This is a genomic window from Ectobacillus sp. JY-23, assembly GCF_023022965.1.
Taxonomy (GTDB): Bacteria; Bacillota; Bacilli; order Bacillales; family Bacillaceae_G; genus Ectobacillus.
This window is the reverse complement of the sequence record NZ_CP095462.1, coordinates 2,850,389-2,873,957: the sequence shown is the minus strand read 5'-3', so window position 1 is coordinate 2,873,957 and position 23,569 is coordinate 2,850,389. Positions and strand designations below refer to the sequence as shown.

The window sequence follows — 23,569 nt, the reverse complement described above, 5'->3', positions numbered from 1 at the left end:
GATCCGTGAATCTATGGTTATCAATCTTCATTACCCTACTTTTACTATCTCTACACATCGTTTATGTTATGATGAATATAACTAACCGAATGTGGGAGGACTGTATGAAAAAATCAATTAAAGTCGTCGCAGCGATTATTGAAAATGAGCACAATGAAATCTTATGTGCCCTGCGCTCACCGCAAATGGCGATTCCAAATATGTGGGAGTTTCCGGGCGGCAAGGTGGAAAAAAACGAAGATTTGTTTTCCGCGCTAGAACGAGAGATTTTGGAAGAGTTAGGCTGTAAGGTAGAAGCCTACGACTTGTTCAACGATCATACGCATGAATACGAAGCGTTTATCATTAATCTTATCTCTATTAAATGCAAAATCATAGAAGGTACGCCAATTCCAGCGGAGCACTCCAAATTAATCTGGCTGAAGAGAGAAAACCTGGCTTCTCTGAAATGGGCACCAGCTGATATCCCGGCTGTCGAACAGCTGATAAACGAAAGATAGTCCTCTCGATTTGAGAGGACTATTTTTCTGCTTGAATATACTGATAGAGCTTGTACACAACGGGCTGTTCCATCATTAAATGCATGTGCACAACCGGAATTTCTTTTCCTTTTTTATCGTGCATGACAGTTTGTACAATATGATCTCTATCAGGAAGCGCTTTTCCTAAATAATAGAAATCGGTCCCCTCATCATCATCCTTCTTCACAAACACATGAAGATCAATCCCACGTTCCTTTGCCTGTATAATGGTTTTAACCTCTTCGGATTGCAGGGTACGATTGCTTCTTGTCGACCACTTTAAAACATCCGGACTGACGAATTCTTCCGCATAGTTTGTACTGGATTCAATGTCCTCTTTTTTATGATACGTAACAAAAATTGGACAAGTTTGATGCTTTGTTTTATAGCCGTACATCGTGGAGCTTTCATCATGCTCCCAATTCAATAGCTTACAGGCGTCCTTCCTTGTATACTTCTCATACAACGTTAACGGACGTTCGCTGCTGTATGAATTGCTTTTCTCCCTCGCGCATCGGACAATATCAACAACCAAATCGCGAAAATATGGATTAGCTTGAAGCAGATTTGCGAGTATTTTATTAAAGGAAATACGATTGTCATGATGAAATTGTACAATTGGTAGTTCGCCGTACTTCATCCTGTTAGCCTGTGTAAAGAATGATAAATCCAATATACGCTGAACAGACATCATCGTTTGATCATCTGTACAACAATTCAGTGCTCGAAGTGCTTCAAGAAACGCATCGTAGCTTACTTCCTTTTGATACAGCAGCATATCCAACAGCACAACTTCATGCCTACGCTTTCCGTTTAATACTTCAAGTGAAAGCATGGTCAGCACCTTGTTTTCATAATCACTTATTCCCGGAATCTCTTCCTTCATTTTTAATAAAAACTGCACATAGTTGCCATATCCATTCGCAATAACGACTGGGTCAATAGAATGGTTTGTTAAAAAATCATATAATAACGGAACCCTCCCGATTCTGTTTTTCAATTCCTTATATGCCTCTCTTAAGAGCTTTAACGCAGTCAGATTGCTTGTGTTGATCGATTTAAAGATTTGCTTTTTCGCCACTTCTTCAAAGTTAATTGTCGATATCCCTTTGATGTAGCTCGTATCCTTCATACGTCTACGAATATTATCCTTATTCTGCGATTTATCCCCAGACAACGCAACAGGAATTAAGTAATTGTTTTTATAGTTGCCGATAAAGTCAATAATCGTCACGTATTCCTTTGATTCGTGCTTGCGCAGACCGCGGCCGAGCTGCTGGATAAAAATAATGCTCGACTGCGTTTGCCGCAGCATTACCACTTGATTGATGCAAGGAATATCAATTCCTTCATTAAAAATTTCCACCGTTAAAATATAATCAAGCAAACCGTTTTCTAGCTCGTTCACACGGCGCTCTCGTTCCTCCTGCGAATCATCTCCAGTTAACGCAACAGTTTGATAGCCTCTTTCATTTAATTGCACGGAAAGCGCCTTTGCTTCTTCTTTTCGACTGCAAAACATTAATCCTTTTACCTTCTCGCCAGAAAAACCGTAGTACGTGATTTTATCAATAATATGCTTCACGCGCTCTTCTGCCACAAGGTGCTGCGTTATGGTAGCATCCTCAATGAGTTGCCCATTGTATTCTATATCCGTTACGCCAAAATAATGAAACGGACAGAGCATATCCTCTTCTAGCGCCTCCTGCAGGCGAATTTCATAGGCGATGTTATAATCAAACAATGCATATATATTGAAATCATCGGTCCGCTCCGGCGTCGCAGTCATTCCCATGAAAAATTGCGGCTTGAAATAATCAATTACTTTTTGATATGTTTGTGCACCTGCCCTATGTACCTCATCTATCAAGATATAATCAAACTCGTTACGAACAAATGTGTGTAAATAATTATCTCTTGTAATGGTCTGAATTGTCGCAAATACATACTTTGCATTCGTTTGCTTATTGGAGCCGGATAAAATTCCAAAATCCTCTTCACGACCGCCAAAAATCTTCTGAAAATCTGCTTTTGCTTTCTTGAGAATTTGCTCTCGGTGCACAATAAAAAGCATCCTCTTTGGGGCATATCTCCTTACATCAAATGCCGCTAAATATGTCTTTCCTGTACCAGTTGCGGATATAATCAAACCTTTATCCTTACCAGCAGCCCGCAACGCTTCAATCTGTGAAAGCGCAGCCTGCTGCATGTTATTAGGCTTAATCTTTAATGCTTCCTCAATCGGGTTTTCCGGGTACTTTGGAAGCGACTCTATCACTCCGCTAAAATCTCTTTGTGGATTACTTCGGGCGTATATTTTTTCATACTCCTCAATCCAAGCTTCCGATAAAACATCGGCTTCTTCCCACACCTCTTCAAACTGATTTTTAAAATGATGTACAATTTCCCCGTTTTCATGCGATGTCAGCTTGACGTTCCATTCATAGTTCACCTTCAAAGCATGCGCAGTAAGATTTGAGCTCCCTACAATTAAAGAATAGTAAGTGTCATGATGAAAGATATAGCCTTTGGAATGAAATCCTTTTATATCCGTCAAACGCACTTCTACATTTTCAATCTTCAACAACTCTTTAAAGACCTTTGGCTTGTTAAAGCTTAAAAATGTAGAGGTTAAAATGCGACCTTTCACGCCCTTTGCTTTCAAATCAAGAAAATGAGACTTCAGCGTAGCCAATCCGCTTTCGGTGATAAATGCAACTGAAAAAAGAAAAGACTTACAACTCTCCAATTCCTCCAGCATCGTGTTCAACACATGCTCGTTTGTTTTCGTGTCATTTACAAGTAGCTGGGGTTTATATTTCCCTTGTTTCCCAAGCTGTTTATCAATGAAACCCGTATGTAATGATACTTCTAAATTTCTAACTAGATTCTCCATTCGATCACCATTTATATCCAAGTTTAGTGATTTAATTGTAATATTGTAGGAAGGTGATTGCAATTTATATTGGTAATCTAGTCATTTTCATTACAAGCGCGGAAAATAATGTTAGGTTCGTCCCCATCACAAATAACTACACGATGTCAAATGAGATTTTCCCACCAAAACTATTCTATGAAAATCCCTGTTGTATCCAAATGAAAGTATACACGACTACTAACACTACCTTATAGTGATAAACACAATCCAACAGTCATAGGTATATATGAGACAACCCTGACCAAGCAAGAGTACAACTCTCTACGTGACGCATCAAAATGTACATAACAAAAACATGTTTCAATTTCTTGATGGAAAGAGGACAAACAGGTGCGCCTAGAGAACAAATGAAGAAAGCATGCCATTCACTCATCTTAAATTTTATAATCATATTTAGATAATAATAATTGTAATTTAAAATTTATTTTAGTATGATTATAAAATAAGAATGATTCTCAATTTTTAGTTTGTATGAAGCTTCATTTCATAAAAGGGGGAGAACATATGCGCACAAAAGATACTGGTAATGCAGGAAAATGCCCGTTTCACCACGGCGGCGCTACGAGTCCAACCTTCAGTGGTACGACAAACCGCGACTGGTGGCCCAATCAATTGAACTTGAATATTCTCCATCAGCATGACAGAAAGTCCAATCCAATGGGAGAAGACTTTGATTATGCTGAGGAATTTAAACAGCTAGATTACTACGCTTTAAAACAGGATCTTCATAATCTGATGACAGCTAGCCAGGATTGGTGGCCTGCCGACTACGGACATTACGGCCCGTTCTTCATTCGGATGGCTTGGCACGCGGCTGGTACATATCGTACCGGCGATGGCCGCGGCGGCGGCGGCACTGGGAACCAGCGCTTCGCTCCACTAAATAGCTGGGCTGACAACAGCAATCTTGATAAAGCGCGCAGACTGCTGTGGCCGATTAAGCAAAAGTATGGCAACAAAATCTCTTGGGCTGACTTGCTGCTTCTAACCGGCAATGTTGCGATTGAGTCGATGGGCGGTAAGACATTCGGCTTTGGAGGCGGACGCGCCGACATTTGGCAGCCAGAGGAAGATATCTACTGGGGTGCGGAAACAGAAATGCTAGGTGATAACCGGTACACAGGCGACCGGGAATTGGAAAACCCGCTCGCGGCGGTGCAAATGGGACTTATTTACGTAAACCCAGAAGGTCCAAACGGCAATCCAGACCCGCTCGCAAGCGCTCATGACATTCGCGAAACATTTGCTCGTATGGGTATGAACGATGAAGAAACCGTTGCGCTTATTGCTGGCGGACATACCTTTGGTAAGGCGCACGGTGCGGGCGATGCCGCTCAAGTGGGCCCGGAGCCAGAAGCCGCTCCAATTGAAACGCAAGGCTTAGGCTGGCTGAGCACACATGGCAAAGGAAAAGGCCGCGATACCATCACAAGCGGTATTGAAGGTGCTTGGACGGCAAATCCGACACAATGGGATAATGGTTATTTTGACGCGCTTTTTGGATATGAATGGAAGCTTACAAAGAGCCCTGCCGGCGCACATCAGTGGGTTCCAATTAACCCTGCCAAGGAACATCTAGCACCTGATGCAGAAGATCCGTCCATTCGTGTTACAACAATCATGACCACTGCGGATATGGCGATGCGCATGGACCCTGCATATGAGAAAATTTCGCGCCGCTTCCATGAACATCCGGAAGAATTCGCAGATGCATTTGCTCGTGCTTGGTTCAAGCTGCTGCACCGTGACATGGGTCCTCGTTCCCGCTATTTAGGCCCAGAAGTGCCAGAGGAGGAGCTCATTTGGCAAGACCCTGTGCCAGCTGTTGACTACACCTTAACAGAAGATGAAATTGAAAAAATCAAAGTGTTAATTCTAGACTCCGGACTTACCATCAGCGAGCTTGTCACAACCGCTTGGGCCTGTGCTAGCACCTTCCGCGGCTCGGATATGCGCGGCGGTGCAAACGGCGCCCGTATACGTCTCGCACCACAGAAGAATTGGGAGGTTAATCAGCCGGAGCAGCTTGAAAAGGTACTTGGTGTACTGGAAGAAATCCAAAGCCACCTCGATAAAAAAGTTAGCCTCGCTGATTTGATTGTACTGGGCGGCAGCGCGGCAATTGAAAAGGCGGCATGTGATGCAGGCTTTGATGTGAAGGTTCCGTTCACACCTGGGCGCGGCGATGCATCGCAAGAACAAACAGATGTGGAAAGCTTTGCAGTACTGGAGCCTATTGCTGACGGCTTCCGCAACTACCAGAAGCAACAATACAGCGTAAGCGCAGAAGAGCTTCTTGTCGATAAAGCGCAGCTACTAAACCTTACCGCACCAGAAATGACCGTCCTAATCGGCGGCATGCGTGTCCTTGGCACCAACTATGGCGGCACGAAACATGGTGTATTTACAAACCGTGTAGGCACGCTTACGAATGACTTCTTTGTAAACCTCCTTGACATGAATGTAGCATGGAGACCAATAGAAGGCGGCGTATACGAAGGTCGCGATCGTAAAACGGGCGAAGTAGTACGAACAGCAACGAGAGTCGACCTCATATTCGGTTCAAACTCTGTTCTACGTGCAATCGCCGAGGTATATGCACAGGACGATAACAAAGAAAAATTTGTACGTGACTTTATCGCCGCATGGGTAAAAGTAATGGACGCTGACCGTTTTGATATCAAATAAAAAGAAACAGCACGCAAGCGCCGTTTTTACGGAAGCTTGCGTGCTGTTTTATTTAAACTTTTACGAATAAGCCCCCCGTCCTCTCATATAATGGCTTTGAACAAGGTAACAAACACCCAAGCATCCTGTTACACACTACGAGAGGGGGAGAAACATGGATATCTTTCTGACTGTTTTGAATATCGCACTGTTTCTTGGACTTATTGCTATTTTATATCGAATGCAGCAAAAGCAGGTTTCCTTTTCTAAGCGCGTTTTTGCCGCTTTAGGGTTAGGTCTTATTTTCGGTCTTATTCTGAATCAAGTTTATGGCATAACATCTGAGGTGACAAGCGACTCCATCAATTGGTTTAACATCGTCGGCAGCGGTTATGTAAAGCTCCTGCAGATGATTGTGATGCCGCTCATTTTCGTATCCATTGTCGTTGCTTTCACAAAACTGAAGCTTACCAAAAACATTGGCAAAATAAGCGTCCTTGTGATTGGTATTTTACTTGGCACAACCGCTATTTCAGCAGCCATTGGAATTGGCGCTGCTTTAGGCTTTGGCCTTGACGGCATTGAATTAGACCAAGGTGCTGCCGAAACAGCTCGAAATGAATTATTAAAGCCAAGAGCTGCGGCAGTGCAAGAGATGACACTTCCGCAACAAATTGTTGAGTTTCTGCCAAGCAACCCGTTTCAAGATTTAACTGGCGCACGTCCAACATCTACTATCGCGGTTTTAATATTTGCAGCTATTATTGGTCTCGCCTATCTCGGTGTGAATCGCAGAGACCCTGAGCAAGGCGCATTTTTCGCAAAAATCATTGATACACTTTACGCGATTACCATGAGAGTCGTCACCCTCATTCTGCGTTTAACGCCATACGGCATTCTTGCCATCATCACCAAGGTTGCCGCAACAAGCGACTATGATGCCATCGCCAAATTAGGGAAGTTCGTGATTGCTTCATACGTCGCATTGATTCTGATGTTCATCGTGCATCTGCTTTTATTGATGCTCGCAAAACTAAATCCTTTGCAATATGTCAAAAAAGCATTTCCGACTTTAACATTCGCCTTTACGTCACGCACAAGTGCGGGTACATTGCCATTAAATATTAAAACGCAAACGAAGGATCTAGGTGTGTCCGAGGGCATCGCCAACTTCGCCGCCTCCTTTGGACTTTCTATCGGCCAAAATGGCTGCGCCGGCATTTACCCAGCCATGCTAGCAGTCATGGTCGCACCGGCAGCAGGCGTTGATCCGACCAGCTTTTCCTTCATTCTTACACTGATTCTAGTTGTCGCAATCAGCTCCTTCGGTGTTGCGGGTGTCGGGGGCGGTGCCACCTTCGCGGCTCTCATCGTCCTATCCGTCATGAATCTTCCGGTAGCCATTGTCGGTCTCCTGATTTCAGTGGAGCCCTTAATCGACATGGGACGTACCGCCTTAAATGTTAGCGGCAGCATGACCGCAGGGGTACTGACAAGTAAGGCGACAGGTGAATTGGATACTGCTGTTTATGCGCAAAAAGAGCTTGCAGAGGCATAAACTTCTAAACAAACGTTTGTTTAAACAGCAAAAGAGGTGGGATATATGCCCACCTCTTTATTATGCTAGTCTACTCCTATTGCCCTTGCCCTAATGAATAGCCTCTCTCGCCATTAAACTTGTATAAGTTTTCGATTTTGATAAAGTCTAAATCGATTTGATAAATTCGGTTTAACAGCTCCACAATTTCTTTGTTGCTATTTCCTAGCACCTCGTTACATTCAAATCGGCAACGCCAGTGATCTGTTGTAAATGTTTCTGGAAAGCCTTGCGGATATACCTTTACGCCCCGATTTGTAATCAACGCCAAATTGAAATGCGGACCAGCTACTTCCTCTAGCTTTTTCCCAATCTCGTTAGGAGTAAGCTCATTGTTAAACAGAAACACATCTACTCCAACTAACTCACGAACCACATCTGGTTTCGGACGATTCTTTACCGCTGGATCACTTTGAAATTGTGTAGCTTCCTTAGATGCTACAGCCTTATACTTGATTGGTGTATACGTAATAGGCTGTTGACCCAATCTTTGAATGACCGCTTCTGCAAACTCCATTGTCCCAACGGAACGGCCGCCCTTCGCGATATCTACCGTATGAATACCATCTTCTAATGTTTTTAACCATGCGTTATGAATACGAGCAGCCACCTCAGGCTGACCAATATGAACAAGCATCATAATCGCGCCGTGAATAAGACCTGATGGATTGGCGATACCCTTACCTGCGATATCTGGCGCACTGCCATGAATCGCTTCAAACATCGCAATCTGGTCGCCGATGTTAGCAGAACCGGCAAGCCCTACACTGCCTGTTAGCTGCGCGGCTACATCAGATGCGATATCTCCATACAGGTTAGGCATAACAATCACATCAAAGTCTTGTGGCGCATCCGCAATTTTCGCCATGCCAATATCAATAATCCAATGCTCTGTCGCAATTTCCGGGTAATCCTTAGCAACCTCTTTAAATACTTTATGAAACAGACCATCCGTTAATTTCATAATGTTGTCTTTCGTAAAGCACGTTACTTTTTTTCGATTATTTTTTCTTGCATACTCAAACGCATACCTTACGATTTTTTCCGTTCCCGGACGGGTAATCAATTTAAGACATTGCACAACTTCCGGTGTTTGCTGGTGTTCAATTCCCGCATACAAATCTTCTTCATTTTCACGGATAATCACAAGATTCATATTTGGATGCTTTGTTTCCACAAACGGTGCATAGGAAACATTCGGCCGCACATTAGCATACAATCCTAATGTTTTTCGAATGGTTACATTTAAGCTTTTATACCCTCCGCCTTGCGGTGTTGTAATAGGTCCTTTTAAAAACACCTTTGTCCGTCTAAGTGATTCCCAAGCCTCTTCCGGTATGCCCGATGTATTACCTGACAAATATACACTTTCTCCAATATCAATAAACTCCGGCTGAATCATAGCCCCCGCGCATTCTAAAATTCGCAGTGTTGCATCCATGATTTCAGGTCCAATTCCATCCCCTCTAGCAATTGTAACAGGTTGTTTATATGTCATGACTATTCTCCCCCCATAGATTAGTTGTTTCTACTGTCTGACTTAATACTCTCTTATGACACGCCCCTCATACACCTCTTCAATATCAAAATCTCTATCACTCCCTGCCGCAAATCCCGCGATTTTAGATAAAAGGTTTTCCTCCGCCATAGAGTATATATAGATAAATGGTACGAGCCCCTGTACGGTCTCTTCCATTCGCTCATAAGACTTAAACTTATAAAAATCAATGGCTTTTGCTACTACTTGTCTGATGCACTTTAGATGTTCCTTATCATAATTGTCTATTTCAGCAATCGTCTGTTTTACAAAATTCTCTAAGTTTGTACTCATTACATACTCCTTTATCATCAGTTTCTCATTGCTTGTAGCTAAGGGTTACAAAAAAAGCATTGAGACGGATCGGCAAATTGCTTACCGCTTGGATATAGTCTTTCCTCAATCTCTCCGCACTTCTTACACCTATAAATCTCTGCTTGTATTAGCTTTGTTTTGAGCCCACAGCACCTACATAAAAGCCCCTCTCTTCTTTCCACTACCTCAAACCCAGGATAAGAACATCCTGAGCAAAGGCTGTATATCTTCCGTATCAAATCCTCAGTGGCTGCCTGTATATGCTTCATTCTAGTTGGATTGTATAATGCACGCATGTCGGTCTCAATAATAACTTCTTCATTGCTATACTTGTTTTGCATATACGTCATAACTTCATCCAACTGTTCTTTTTCTATAATGCCCTTTATGATTTCGTGATTGGCTCTTACAACGACCGCATGCTCTGGAAATCCAACTGCTTCACAGAATGCATACGCCTCCTCACGACTTTTCATCGGAAGATACTGATAATTTGTATCTGTTGTAATTGCTTCCCCAAATAGTTCAAACTTATTCTCTTGATCCAGTAAGAACACCATTTCGCGATTATATGGAAGCCAGGGCATGACAGGGTGGGGGCCAAATACACCTTCACTTGCTATAGCTAGCGTCTCACCTGACAACTCTATCGCATACCTCGCTTTCAGCTTGGCGGTCTCTGCCTGATCTCCTACCCTCTCAATATCGCGGGTAAATGTGCCAAACTGATCTGTGTCTAGATTTATTGGTACTTTTATCTTAATCCCAAGCTGTTCTTCTAACAGGGGTGACATCACTTTTTCCTTATGATGCATCGTAGCTAAAACACCAATTCTGCGATTAAAAAAGGTGTGAATGATTTCTTTTTTGTTCATCACAGCTCCCCCTCCGATTTGAAATCTTGAAATAAAAAAACCGACAATTTAGGAACAGTGATGGAACACCACTGCTTTCCTGAATTGTCGGTTTATCTTTAACGAGCCTGACGTCTTTTAAAGATCTCCCTAAAATACCGTACGCGTATAAACGCTTACATCGGTATAAAGACTGCTTGCTTTTTCATGCTGTCAAATCCTATTTAACAACATGCTAAAGCATCAAGATATATAACGTAATATCTCTCAAATCTTTTTTCAAAATTATATCTTCTATTCCCAATAGTGTCAATAAACTATACAATAAAGGGTATTTTACTATATTATTTATTCGTATTTCAGCGGGATGTGCACATATGAAAAGGGAAACAAAAGAAGATAATTTTCTCACATATTTTCAAAAAGAGTACCATCAATTTGTACATGATATCCCTTGCTTTTTAAATCGTTATGTAACCGCTCGATATGCTCCTGGTCCTTTGTTTCAACAGAAATTTCAAGCTGAGAAAATCCAGGATAAATATGCTTGCCGATATGCTCAAGGCTGATATCCTGCACATTCGCATGTAAACCAGTAATCGAATGCAACACCTTTTCAAGCTCGCCCGGCTTATCTTTTAATGGGATCGAAAAATGCGCATACCGTCCCGATTCCACCAAGCCACGTTCGATGATTCTTGCGATAAAGTTAACATCCACATTTCCACCGCTTAAAACAGCCGTTACTTTTTTACCTGCTACAGGTAATTTGGCGTAAATAAGCGCAGCTAGCGAGCTCGCACCTGAGCCTTCGACTAACAGCTTATTTCGTTCTAGCACCAAAAGCATCGTTCGCGCAATCTCCATCTCATCGACACACACGATGTCATCCACATAGTCTTTGATCACCTCAAACGTTTTGTTTCCGGGCTTTTTTACAGCTATCCCATCTGCCATCGTTGGAGTTGCTTCCACCATCACGGGTTTTTTCGCTAATAAGGAGGTTTTCATGCTAGGACAAGCAAGAGTTTGCACACCGTACACAGCCACATGCGGGTTCATTTGCTTCGCAGCCATAGCCACGCCCGCAATCAGACCGCCGCCGCCGACAGGACAAATAATCGCATCCACATCCGGCAGCTGCTCCATAATTTCAACGCCAACCGTCCCTTGCCCCACAATGACTTCCTCATCATCAAATGCATGAATAAACGTGCCTCCAATTTGATCGCAGTAGGCCAAGGCATAGGCAAGAGCCTCATCAAAAACCTCTCCTTCCAATATAACCTTAGCACCATACTCCCTCGTCGCAAGCACCTTACTCAGCGGCGCCCCCTTAGGCATCACAATCGTACAAGGTATGCCAAGCATTTGACTCGAATACGCAACACCCTGCGCATGATTCCCAGCAGAAGCTGCCACTACTCCTTTTTCCAGCTCTTCTCTAGCTAGAGAGGCCAACTTATTATAAGAGCCTCTCACTTTAAAAGAACCTGTTTTTTGCAGATTCTCCAGCTTTAAATACACTTCATTCTTTGAAAGATTACTAAACGTCCTTGAATAATCGAGCGGCGTCATATGGACAACACTTTTTAATTTATCTCTTGCGGCTAAGATATCTTCTAATTTCAAACAGGAATCCTCCTATCCTAACAAGCTGTTTTTAGCGTACTTTCCACGATGAGAAGCATTTGTTATGAATTACAGTTAAATTCCCCTATTTTGCTGGGATAATACGTAGTTGTTCGTTATGACGCATGCACTATAAGCTATATTGTCAGCAGAAGCTACATTTTACTTTCAAGACATTAAACGATATAATATAGCGTATGAGAATACCCAACCATCCACCAATTGAAAATTTACAGTTATCTAAAGTTCTTCACGCTTTAAGTGATCCAAATAGATTAAGGATTGTAAGGAGTATAGCAACCAAAGGTGAAGAAGTGTGTACGTATTATTCTTATGAATTTAACATTGCAAAATCTACTGTTTCTCACCATATAAAAACATTAAGAGAATCTGGTATCATCAAGGTACGTGTGGAAGGTTCTCAACATTTTTACTCTATCAGAACGGAGGATTTGAACAAAAAGTTTCCAGGATTAATGGAAATGGTTCTTGCTACGGATCCTGAATCTTATTGAAAAAGTTCTAGTTTATCTAGAGCTTTTTCTTTTTTATTGTCAAATGAAAAAAAGCATGTTAGTATTCAACATAGTTCGATTTTTATCGAACACTAGAACACTAGTATTATTTTATAGGAGGACATATAAATGAAAAAGACTCTTTTAGATAAAGCTAATTTGCAAGTAACACAAATAGGTTTAGGAACCAACGCAGTAGGTGGTCATAATTTATTTACAGATTTAGATGAGAAACAAGGAAGAAACTTAGTGAAAGAAGCGCTCCATTTAGGCATCACTTTTATTGATACGGCTGACGTATACGGGTTTGGACGATCTGAAGAATTAGTAGGTGAGGTTATTAAACCTCATCGTTCTGAAATTACACTTGCTACTAAAGGAGCTGTTGAAAAGTTAGATGATAATACTACACGTATTAACAATAAACCAGAGTATCTACGCTCGGCTGTTGAAAACAGTTTAAAGAGACTCCAAACGGACTACATTGATTTATATTACTTACATTACCCAGATAACAAAACACCATTAGTTGAAGCAATAGGTGAATTAGCTCGTTTAAAAGAAGAAGGCAAAATCGGTGCTATCGGTATTTCCAATGTTACTCTAAACCAGTTGAAAGAAGCTAATCAACATAATCATATTGATGTTATTCAATCACCTTATAACATGTTAGACCGTTCAGCAGAAAAAGACCTATTACCTTATAGTAGAGAGCATAATATCTCGTTTATCCCTTATGGACCATTGGCATTTGGCATTTTAGGTGGAAAATACAACAGTTCATTGCACTTAAAAGATGGGGATTGGAGAAAAGGAGAGCCCTTATTTCAACCAGAAACATTTTTAAACAATTTAAATAAGGTTGAAGAATTAAAAGTAATTGCGAATGAGAAAGGAACTAGTTTATCAAATCTGGCCTTAGCATGGTTACTTTCACAAAAAGGTGTTGATACAGTGATACCTGGTGGTAAACGAGCTGATCAAGTAAAAGAAAATATAAAAGCAGATTCTTTAACCTTATTACCAGAGGATTTGGTTGCTGTTGAAAAAATACTAGCTAAATAATATAGCTTAACCCTGTGCTGTCAGGAGATTTCCGACAGCCTTTCTGTTTTTATCTTTAAAAGATGTAATGACAGGATGTCCGTTAAAACCTTCTTACAGAAATTATAACTACAGTCATCAAAAGGAGTAAGGCAAATACCTGCCTTACTCCCGCCAATTCATTGTATTCACGTTACCACTCTGCTTACTTCTCCACAAAAAACATAGATATCGCACCTAAGCCAACATGAGTGCCCACAGACACACCCATCTGCATGATATGGATCTCTCCTGAGAAATCTGTATCCTTTTGCAGAAGCGCTTTTAGGTTTTCGGCAATCGTCTTATCGGATGTATAACCGATGATGATAAAATCTGTGACAGTTGCATCATTTCGTTTGATAAACTCTTGGACATAGTGCTTGAGCACTCTTTTCAGTCCTCTTTCCTTTCCGACTATCACTCCTCTTCCATCCTTCATGCTCATAATCGGTTTAATCATTAAAATTTTTCCTATAATCGCACTAGTATTGCTTAGTCTGCCGCTTTTAATCAAATGATTGAGGTCATCCACAGATAGGAAATGCTTCACTTTTTTCTTAAAGCTTTCATTAAAGCTTACGAGCTCCTCAAACGAAGCTCCCTTTTCTCTCATCATGGCGCTTTTCAGAACCAGCCAGCCACTTCCATGGCTCATACACTTTGAATCTACTACATGTATTTTCACATGTGAGCCTGGCTGCTCCTCCAAGAAGTAATCCTTAGCCAACACAGCTGACTGATACGCACCGCTTGTACCGCTCGACATGCATATACATAACACTTCTTTATAGCCGCTCTCGACGGCCTCCTTCATAATCTTCAAATACTCCGCGGGACTCGGCATCCCCGTAGTCGGAAATTCAGGGAGCGCTTCCAACATTCCATAAAACTCATCTGGCTGAATATCTATTCTGTCTCTATATATTTTTCCGCCTATATCTATAGTTAATGGCGCTAAGCTGATATCGTACCTTTCCAGTACTTCATCAGATAAATCACATGTTGAATCAGCCATAATTTTTATCATTCGTATCCCCCAGGACGTATATTCGCCTTTCTTACAGTACAGGGCACTGTTCAAAGAAAAGGCATGATTCCATCGTACATGGAATCATGCCTTTTGACTATCTAATAAAATGTGACAGTTTTTTGTTTTGAACTATAAATAAGTTATTTCTCTTTTAGAAGAAGTTGTGCTACGTTCTCCATATGCGTGGATAGCAGGTCGCAGAAAAAATTCACAGATGTAGTAGCCGTTTGTCTTTGTCTTACATCATTAAGTATCTGTAAAGGGGCAATGACAATGTTAGAAGTGTTTTTCAATTATAAGAGTTACTGTTTATTAAAACAAACTCAAAAGACTCCTACAGAGCATGAATTATTGTTAGCAGGAGAATTAATACGATTAGGATTGGATTTTGAACCACAGGTTGCAATTAGCAACACTACAGTAGATGGATTAATCAAAGAATATTTTCGACCAGCTAAAATAATTATTGAGGTTGATGACCGTATCATCAAACAGCTGAACAGATGGAGAAGGATCGAAAAAGAATGGTAGTCCATAGTCGATTAGGATATCATACAATTCGAATTAGTAATGAAGCTATTGAGAAGCAATTAAGCAAAGCAGTTAGTGAAATCATCGGATTAGGCTGCTTCCTTCAAAAGACTGAAAAAGCGATTGAAATCTACGAAACAGAATATTCGAACTTTATCTATCCTCAATTTCTTGCTGAGGATGATATATTAAATTAGAATTTCCAGGCTTGCCATATAACTGGCAAGCCTGATTTTCTACATCAAAGAACAGGATAATGAGATTTTTTATACAAACAAACTTTCTTACATCAAGATTAACAGAACGTTCTACTTCCTTCTCTTTTAATCAAGTTCAGCATGTAAAATTAGATAAAGAGCTGAGACTTTTTGGCCTATAACATAAATTTTGTCGTTCCCTCTAATTTAATTGGGTTCTACTAAACCATACTTCTTCTTAATTCGGTCTATCTTTTCAATCATAGTGTCAGCGATGAGCGCTAAAAATATGACAGTGGCGGCGGCATGACCCAAATCAAATGGAAAACCAGCAATATACGTGGCTATTAGAGCTTGCATAGTTGGTTTTGACGACCACATTAGTAAAGAACCCAGATTAATAATCCCTCCATAAATAAAGAAGGTAGCTAAGCCCCCAAACAGGCAGAGTGCGACTTTCTTTTTAGATAAAACTCCTTTCTTAAACAACACACCTGCTAAAAAACCGATTATACCAAAACAAAACATTTGCCAAGGCGTCCAAGGTCCTTGTCCAAAAAAGAAATTTGACACAAAACCTGTCATTACACCGACTAAAAACCCGCTCTCTGCACCTAAAGTCACACCAGCTATAATAACGACTGCAACTACTGGCTTAAATTGAGGAATCATAAAAAATGCTGCTCGGCCAGCTACTGCAATAGCACAAAGAACCGCAATAACAATTAGCTCCCGTGCCTGCGGCTTTCTATTTTCAAATACCATAGCAAATGGAAGCATTGAATAGGTAATAATTAAAAGACTGATTAAATAATATTTCCTATCATTCAGGAGGTATATCCCTGCAGCAATAGTTAATGGAATTACAATCAGAATAAGAAATGAAGCGACAATTGTTCGCTTGTTTAACTTTGCTGAGTGACTTGTTGACAACATTCAATCACATCCTCATTAGTTATTGCATTTGTAATTCGAAGTCGCGATATACGATTGGCGGCAGTTGTGTAAAAACTGTTCCCACTAAAGAAAGTTCTTGGATCCCCTTCAGAAATAATACTTCCGTTAAAACAAAGTGCGCAGATATCTGCATACTTTGCACAAAATTCAATATCATGGGAAACCATAAGAATAGTAACCTTGTTATCTAGCAACCGCTTTAAAATACTCGCTAACTTATCCTTAAAGCAACAATCGAGTCCTTTCGTAGGCTCATCTAATAGGAGTATTTGAGGTTCTAGCAACAACACTTTTGCCAATGCCGCTCGCTGTTGTTCACCACCGCTCAAATCATAAGGATGTGAAGATAACAAATGTGTAATTTCCAGCTGATCAGCAATAGTATTCACTTTTTGTTTCATCTCATCCTTGCTTAACTTCCTGCCTTCTAATATATCCAATAAATCCAATTCGACTGTTTTTTTCACAAAAATCGACTGCGGATTTTGCGGTAGCATCGCGATATTTTGATGAAATAATTCTTTATTACTAAATTTCCCGATTGGTTTTCCAGAGAGGAATACCTGGCCTCTGTACACTTTATTAATACCAGTAATAACAGATAACAGGGTCGATTTTCCTGTACCATTTCCACCCAACAGTGTATATAATCTTCCCTTAGGAACATTCAGTGAGAGCCCTTTTAAAATATCTGTCCCGTTCCTTTCATATCTGAAGTAAAGATTACGCAGTTCAATGATTGTTTCCTCAGTAGACTGAGGACGATTCACTTGGTACGATAGTTCTTGAATTTTTCTGTCACCCAAAAAACTGTTCAAAAAGTTTCTTCCGTCTCGAACTGTGATTGGAGAAGAATCTGAACTATTTAAACAAGCAAATATTTGCATAGCACTTGGAAGGATTTTTATTAATTTATGTTTTGTTTCTTTTAGCATAAGTCCGACATTAATTGGCGTATCATGAACAAGGACCTGGCCATCTTCCATTACAATGACTTTATCAGCCATTGGGAATACCTCTTCTAAACGGTGCTCAGTCAAGATAACTGTAACACCTAGTTCTTTATTAATTTTATTAATTGCTGCCAAAAAATCAGATGCTGCAATTGGATCTAGCTGTGCGGTTGGTTCATCCAATATTAGTACGCGAGGATGCATTGCCATGATAGAAGCTAAATTCAGCAATTGTTTTTGTCCACCAGAAAGCTCAGTTACATCTTTTGCAAACCAGTTCTGAATACCAAAAAAGCTAGCAATTTCAGCAACTCGAAGGCGGATTGTTTGACTATCAACACCTAGACTTTCTAATCCAAATGCTAATTCATGCCATACTTTATCAGTTACAATCTGATTGTCCGGGTTTTGTGAAACAAACCCTATCTGTTCTGCTTGTATTCGATTAGATACTGCATTTATTGGCTGTCTCATATATAAAATTTCCCCTTTACGTTCTCCATGAGGGGTTAAAACAGTTTTCAGGTGTCGGAGTAAGGTTGATTTTCCACAACCTGATTTTCCACAGACAACTGTAAAATCACCTTGATTGATCTGAATGGTAACATCTTGGAGTGCCTGGCCTTCTTTTTCAGGATAGGCAAAGCTTAAGTGATTGATTTTATAGATTTCCATTTTATATCCTCCATTATGTTCAAAATCATGGGTATAGACAATAAGATTGTATATGCAATATAAACAATCAAATGGAATATCGAGTATGGCTTGATTAAAATGGCCGGAAAGAACTTAATTGTTGTAATTCCTTGATATACTCCCAGAAGAATTACAGCAGTACATAAAAGAAAAATGAACAACAGGCACTTATCTCTCTTATCGATCTGGAAAATGGAAAAAGCAGTTCTTCCTTTTAAGCCATAGCCTCTCGATTTCATTGAATCAGCGGTTTCAATGGCATTTTCTAGAGCCCAAGTAATAAGAATGGACATAATGGTTAAACCAGTTCGTGCTCTCACAAAAATACTTCCATCAGATACATTCCTTCCAATGCATTTTTGTGCATTGGAGATTTCTTTAATTTGAGATTTAAATTTCGGCACAAATCGTAAAACCATTGATAAAATAAGTGATAACGCTGGAATCAATCTCCCGAAAAGATAAATGAACCTATCAGAGGTCATTACCTTGTTATAACAAGAAAACCAAATAATCACAGTAATGAACATACATCCCACAGCGATTCCGTAGAAGATAGATTCTAGGGTAATCGGGTTACCGTTATCGAGATAATAAAGAATTGTCATACCTGCATGGCTAAACATGGGATTAATAGCAGCGGCAAGCAACATGGTAGGAATCATAGCGAACACATTAAATTTCAATGCTTTTACTCCATTTAGATAAATTGAATAGGTAACTGCCACACATAAAGAGATTGGCAAAAGCACTGGGTGTAAAAAAAACATAGAAAACACAATCACTAGAGTAAAATAAGAAAAGTTTACAAATGGATGACAGGTAGAAAAAGCGTCTTTCATCATTGATTTTTCACTCCCTCAACATACCCACCAACGTCCCGACCCAAATCGCAGGTATACACCCATTCAATAACATCTCCATTCTTGAGCTTGTAACGACTACTACCATAATTAGGAAACCACCCGTTGACTTTATACATCCATCCGGAAAGTTCGCCGCAATCAAATTCATAGATATTGTTGATACCTTCAATATAAGCACTATTATAAATTGGATAAAATTCCATTTCCATATGTATCTTTGAGGCCATCGTTTCGCGCTTTAACACATCAAAGACACTTTCTCCCTCATAAAATTGAACTCTTCTGGTTTTCATGATTACGCCATCTTTCGGAAGAACGGATAACTTGTCTTTATTAAACTTGTCCATATTTTTTAGAATGGTGTCGCTACGAATAGATAAAGTAGCAGTATACTTCTTACCTTTATTAACCGTTGTATTTTCTGGCTCTGTAGGTTTAGGTTTGCCTTCAGGAATTGGATTTGTTAAATATTTATCTTGTTGATTTGAATTTGAAGTACTAGATTTAGAACCATTTTCTTTTGCCTTTTCAGCTGGTTTTTTTTCTTTTGATAAATAATCATCTTGTTTTGCACTACTAGCTTGGTTTTCCTGACTGGATTCAGCGGTTGATGCTGCTTCATTATTCGTTGCCGTTTGGTTGTTTGTTGCTTCGACGCTGTTTTTCTTACTAACTCCAACGATATAGAATAATCCTTTATATTTCTTTGGAATGAAAGTGATGGTTCCATTAGGAGAATTCTCAAGTGTTGCTTCCGAAACCAATTTAGCTGTACCATCTGCTTCATCATATTGATATACTTCAGCTGAATTTGCATTCCAAGGGGTATTCAAGTATATAGATAATGAAGGTTTGCCAGACACTACTCCATTAGAAGAGAAGCTGAACTCTTGCACATATTCTGTTCCTAATTGTTTTTTTATTTCCGTAGTCTTAGCATTAGAAAATGTAACAAGAAGGTTTTCATCTTTAGGTTTATCAATCCCACTTCCTAAGAACATCCATTGGTATGTAATTCCATTGCTATTTCCGTTAAAAATCCCAATATCCTTTGTGGCTTTTATATTTTTAAAAACCTTATGAGAAATACCACCATCACTTGGAATTTGATTGGTCCTTTGGACAGTACCCTTCTCAAAACAACCACTTAATAATGATATCATCAGAACAATTAAGAGGATGACATACCATCTAGATAAGTTATGCTTTAGGAAATACCTCAAGTTTTCATTCAAATTTCTCTCCTCCTTATAAACGATGTCGTTTATTTCACAACAATTTTAGCCGGATATGTTTTTAGTGTGTTATTATTGGAAGCCAAGCTGGTTTTCTTTATATCATTATCTGCTGTAGCTATAATAGCATCACGAATGATTAAATCGTAAACTTCACCACTCACTACGCTATCTCTTAGTTTAAAAGTTAAGCGTAACAAGATATTTTTTTCTTTTTTATTAAAACCTTCTTTGGTATAAGCATACTTTCCACCTGTCATATCAAGATACATTGTATTAATCTGACCACTTTTATTTGATACTGCCGGATCACTTTTCCAAATAGGAATGTTATATACCTTCTTTTGAGCTGTCGAGTCGCCCAAGGTCATCATCGTTCCTTGTTTTACCCCAATGAAGTCCAACTTGTTTTTATCAAAATTAATAGAAAGACTAGCAGCGGGATAGATGTTATCTGGAAGATCCGACACCATGACATCTACAGTGATTTCATTTCTATTTGAAGGCTTGATCGGTGCGGGAGAAACTAAAGTAATAGATGGTGCAAAAAGCTCTCTAAAAACATTTTTATTGTTGAAGTATATAAAAATACTAGATAGAATAAGTAGCACCATAAGAATGATGCCTACAATACGCGTCGATTTCTTTTTTAAAAATTCGCTGTTTCGGACTCTTTTAAAAATACTCACCAGTATGCCCCCTGTATAAATAATAGGGACAATCCGTAAATTTGAACTGCCCCTATCCTCGAGAATGTTATTTTCCTATGATTGCAAGTTCACTTTGGGAAACATAATTCTCCATAATAGCAAGTGCATCAAAGGTATTAATTCTTGAATCAGACGTTACGTTCATACGAAGAATTTTTTCATCTTCACTCACATCTACCTTTCTAAGCCAAGCAGAGATAACATTCAAAGCATCTTGCGCATTAATGATGCCATTGGCATCAATATCACCAAATGTAATAGTCTTTGTTGCATCTGTTAAAAAGCTATAGTTGGAACTATTTAGTAAGTTTGAATCAGCTTCACTAACATTAGTCATTAATACGTAGGTATCCACGCCACGTTTTGCTGTCATTTCGCTCGAATAAATTAAATCTGCGTTTTTGTATTTAACTTTTGTTCCGCTTTTGATACCGCCAATTGTAAAAGCAATAGCCTTCTTGTTTGCCGGAATCAAATCAATCCCATCGCCTTCAAACAGCTTTCTAATGCTAATAGCAACATTTGAAAACTTAACGGTTTTCACTGCTTTTGAGCTATCAAAAACTAAAGCCGAGAGGTTAGAGGCTTTCTTTAAACTGATCCCGCCAACGGAGATTTCAGTATTCGGCGTAATTTTCGTATCAATGTCATTCTTTACTTTTAATTGAAGAGTCAATAATTCAGCGGGGAATTTCTCTCCTGATAAACTGATATTTTTTAAATCCGAGTTAGTATATACAAATCTAAGTTTCTTATCAGAAGCATTATAATTCCAAGCAAGTGAACCGCCCTGCATACGCTCTGAAATTGATATATCTTCAATGCTTAGTTCGTCAGGGATATTAATAACGCCATCCATCAGTTTGTAGTCTCCGACAGGAAATGCATCTGTTTTAATAATTGCGTTGAATACATTTCCAGCTTTGGCAACTACTTGGTCTGGGGCATCAATTGTAACTTGTGCATCAATCGGTTTTGGTTCTCCACCAGGGTCCGTTCCAGGTTCTTCCACACTTTTAAATGCATCTGTCATATTATAGAGACTGTTTTTTCCTTTGACAAATCGGTCATATGCAATCAATGCATAAGTCCCTTGATCTGTAGCCATTCCATCTCTATTTCCTGTCGCAATATGCTTAAAGCCGCCGCCCTCAACGTAAAAAGTGAGCAATGCGGAAACTAAATTACCACCGCTTTTTACAAAACGGCTGTCAGTCGCCGGATCAATACCAAGGGCTGTAAGCCCAACAATTACTTGAGCAATACTTTCACTGGAAGTTGAACCGAAAGCGGTAAAACCTCCAGTGTCTTTTTGGATGGTTGAAAGTGCTTTAACTGCTCTATCAATTGTAGTTTCAACTTTTGGTTGTGATTTATATGGTGCAAGTGCTTGAAGTACCATGCCTGTAATATCAGGGTCAGGCGTCGAGCCGTATAAAGTAAAACCACCTGCTTGTGGAGTGTCTTTTTTCACTTCTTTCGATAAGATAAAGTCAATATATTTTTGACGGGTAGCCTGTTTAGCGGTATCTGCTATAATAGGAATTTCATAGTTATTTGTATCAAGTGCAATTAATGCAAAGATGGCACCATTTATACCTTGACTTATTGTTTTTTCATAATTTGCCAGATTCTCTAAAAGGTTATACCCGCCTACATTTGTACTTGATTTTCCAATCGCACTTAATGCAAGTGTTAATCTAGAGTACTCTGTATACTGAGAAGTAGAAAGTATTCCTCCTACAGATTGCACATGTGTAACTACACGGTTATAGTAATCAGAAAAATAATTTTTAGGAACAGAGTATCCGGATCTAGATAACGAAAGAACTGTCCATTCACCATTAAGTGTACCAAAACCTGGTGAAGGAGCAGCGGCCAATATAGATGCTAAGCTTGCGTTCAGTTGCGTACTAATATCAATACTGCTTGCCGGTATTGCAGTATTCAATGTAGTAGTTAAGGCAGTCGATGTATTATTAATTTGTTCTTGTGTAGCCGTTAGATTTGTTAGTGCTGCATTAGCATTGTTATAGGCTGTAAGAACGCCGGGCTTGGCTAAAAGCTCTGCCTTGTTGGCAGCACTGTTTATTTGTGCAACCTGGGTCAGGAGATTACTGCGATCAGCCCCTACATAAAGTGCTGGTGATCCCCCCCATGCTGAATTATCCTGACCTAAGTCAGCACCAAAACCTGTGAGCGTAAATTGCCATCTGCATACATCACCATCTTTAGGTGTTTTAGCTCCAACTCCTACATTTGAAAATTCGTTGTTTACCGAATACATCCAACCAGACATAGAACTATAATCAAATTCTCCAAGGTGCCCTTGTTCATTTACTCCCACATTGATAATGTCTGCGTTTGTCATGCCCATTTCGTTCTGCAATATCTGTGGAACTTGGATACTCAAAGAGCGGTTTAGTTTAATCCTAGACAAATAAAACATTTCTTGTTGACCAGAACTACGATAGTTAGATGAACCCAAAAACCTGTCCGTCACATCGGCATAAGTTTCCCCAGTATAAAAAGGAACCTTTACGGGTTCATATAGAAAACCTGCTCCCAGCGTATTTACATCAGCTGACATCGTTATATAACCTTTAGGGTTTCCAGAAGGTGCCGCTAATGAAGGGGTTGAGATAGAAAAAATTGAAAAAATCATACACATGACAAGAAGCACTTTTACAAATTTCTTCATTGTTTAATTCATCCTTTCCTCCAATTCATAA

19 protein-coding genes are annotated in these 23,569 nt (G+C 39.8%); 7 read left to right on the top strand and 12 right to left on the bottom strand.

Annotated elements, in window-relative coordinates; translation table 11 throughout:
• Positions 1-104 precede the first annotated feature (104 nt).
• Positions 105-500, top strand: coding sequence for a (deoxy)nucleoside triphosphate pyrophosphohydrolase (locus MUG87_RS14665; RefSeq protein WP_247083116.1), 396 nt, complete (start codon positions 105-107; stop codon positions 498-500).
• A gap of 19 nt (positions 501-519) precedes the next feature.
• Here MUG87_RS14665 and MUG87_RS14660 read toward each other — a convergent pair whose 3' ends face one another.
• Positions 520-3,417: a DEAD/DEAH box helicase gene (locus MUG87_RS14660; protein ID WP_247083115.1), complete on the bottom strand. Its 2,898-nt coding sequence runs from the start codon at positions 3,415-3,417 to the stop codon at positions 520-522.
• Positions 3,418-3,963: 546 nt separating this feature from the next.
• On the opposite strand from MUG87_RS14660, the gene katG reads away from it, so the two are divergent.
• Complete coding sequence (katG, locus tag MUG87_RS14655) at positions 3,964-6,147, top strand: catalase/peroxidase HPI (protein WP_247083114.1); 2,184 nt, start codon at positions 3,964-3,966, stop codon at positions 6,145-6,147.
• A 154-nt stretch (positions 6,148-6,301) separates the two neighbouring features.
• Positions 6,302-7,684: an L-cystine transporter gene (locus MUG87_RS14650; RefSeq protein ID WP_247083113.1), complete on the top strand. Its 1,383-nt coding sequence runs from the start codon at positions 6,302-6,304 to the stop codon at positions 7,682-7,684.
• 76 nt (positions 7,685-7,760) lie between these two features.
• On the opposite strand, the gene MUG87_RS14645 is transcribed toward MUG87_RS14650, so the two are convergent.
• From MUG87_RS14645 to ilvA, 4 genes are all read right to left on the bottom strand, one after another.
• Positions 7,761-9,221 (bottom strand): NADP-dependent isocitrate dehydrogenase, encoded by a 1,461-nt coding sequence (locus tag MUG87_RS14645; RefSeq protein WP_247083112.1) that lies wholly within the window; start codon positions 9,219-9,221, stop codon positions 7,761-7,763.
• Between the two features lie 42 nt (positions 9,222-9,263).
• Positions 9,264-9,554: a DUF6407 family protein gene (locus tag MUG87_RS14640; RefSeq protein ID WP_124565053.1), complete on the bottom strand. Its 291-nt coding sequence runs from the start codon at positions 9,552-9,554 to the stop codon at positions 9,264-9,266.
• 38 nt (positions 9,555-9,592) lie between these two features.
• Complete coding sequence (locus tag MUG87_RS14635) at positions 9,593-10,450, bottom strand: DUF6671 family protein (protein WP_247083111.1); 858 nt, start codon at positions 10,448-10,450, stop codon at positions 9,593-9,595.
• Positions 10,451-10,837: 387 nt separating this feature from the next.
• Positions 10,838-12,007 carry a threonine ammonia-lyase gene (gene ilvA, locus MUG87_RS14630; protein WP_247087702.1) on the bottom strand — a complete coding sequence of 390 codons (1,170 nt, stop codon included), beginning with the start codon at positions 12,005-12,007 and terminating at the stop codon, positions 10,838-10,840.
• Between the two features lie 251 nt (positions 12,008-12,258).
• Between ilvA and MUG87_RS14625 the strand changes: the two genes are divergently transcribed.
• Entirely contained in the window at positions 12,259-12,576 is a 318-nt protein-coding gene (locus MUG87_RS14625; RefSeq protein WP_247083109.1) for an ArsR/SmtB family transcription factor, read from the top strand.
• Between the two features lie 129 nt (positions 12,577-12,705).
• Complete coding sequence (locus MUG87_RS14620; RefSeq protein ID WP_247083107.1) at positions 12,706-13,641, top strand: aldo/keto reductase; 936 nt, start codon at positions 12,706-12,708, stop codon at positions 13,639-13,641.
• A gap of 184 nt (positions 13,642-13,825) precedes the next feature.
• Here the strand turns inward: MUG87_RS14620 and MUG87_RS14615 are convergent, their stop codons facing one another.
• On the bottom strand, positions 13,826-14,689 hold the full coding sequence (locus MUG87_RS14615) for a DegV family protein (RefSeq protein WP_247083105.1): 864 nt from the start codon (positions 14,687-14,689) through the stop codon (positions 13,826-13,828).
• Positions 14,690-14,965: 276 nt separating this feature from the next.
• Here MUG87_RS14615 and MUG87_RS14610 point away from each other — a divergent pair, with 276 nt between their 5' ends.
• Entirely contained in the window at positions 14,966-15,223 is a 258-nt protein-coding gene (locus tag MUG87_RS14610) for a hypothetical protein (protein WP_247083103.1), read from the top strand.
• The gene (locus MUG87_RS14605; protein ID WP_247083101.1) at positions 15,217-15,420 is read left to right on the top strand and encodes a hypothetical protein; all 204 of its coding nucleotides are present in this window, start codon (positions 15,217-15,219) and stop codon (positions 15,418-15,420) included. The genes MUG87_RS14610 and MUG87_RS14605 overlap by 7 nt, the downstream gene beginning before the upstream one ends.
• 207 nt (positions 15,421-15,627) lie before the next feature.
• On the opposite strand, the gene MUG87_RS14600 is transcribed toward MUG87_RS14605, so the two are convergent.
• From MUG87_RS14600 to MUG87_RS14575, 6 genes are all read right to left on the bottom strand, one after another.
• Entirely contained in the window at positions 15,628-16,356 is a 729-nt protein-coding gene (locus MUG87_RS14600) for an ECF transporter S component (protein ID WP_247083098.1), read from the bottom strand.
• Positions 16,326-18,005: an ABC transporter ATP-binding protein gene (locus MUG87_RS14595; RefSeq protein ID WP_247083096.1), complete on the bottom strand. Its 1,680-nt coding sequence runs from the start codon at positions 18,003-18,005 to the stop codon at positions 16,326-16,328. The genes MUG87_RS14600 and MUG87_RS14595 overlap by 31 nt, the downstream gene beginning before the upstream one ends.
• Entirely contained in the window at positions 17,978-18,871 is an 894-nt protein-coding gene (locus MUG87_RS14590) for an energy-coupling factor transporter transmembrane component T (RefSeq protein WP_247083094.1), read from the bottom strand. Before MUG87_RS14590 ends, MUG87_RS14595 begins: the two co-directional genes overlap by 28 nt.
• A complete protein-coding gene (locus MUG87_RS14585) occupies positions 18,868-20,127 on the bottom strand; it encodes a DUF4430 domain-containing protein (RefSeq protein ID WP_247083092.1) in 1,260 nt (419 codons plus the stop codon). Before MUG87_RS14585 ends, MUG87_RS14590 begins: the two co-directional genes overlap by 4 nt.
• A 29-nt stretch (positions 20,128-20,156) precedes the next feature.
• Positions 20,157-20,816 (bottom strand): cohesin domain-containing protein, encoded by a 660-nt coding sequence (locus MUG87_RS14580; protein ID WP_247083090.1) that lies wholly within the window; start codon positions 20,814-20,816, stop codon positions 20,157-20,159.
• A gap of 67 nt (positions 20,817-20,883) precedes the next feature.
• Positions 20,884-23,538: a DUF4430 domain-containing protein gene (locus tag MUG87_RS14575; protein ID WP_247083089.1), complete on the bottom strand. Its 2,655-nt coding sequence runs from the start codon at positions 23,536-23,538 to the stop codon at positions 20,884-20,886.
• Between the last annotated feature and the right edge of the window lie 31 nt (positions 23,539-23,569).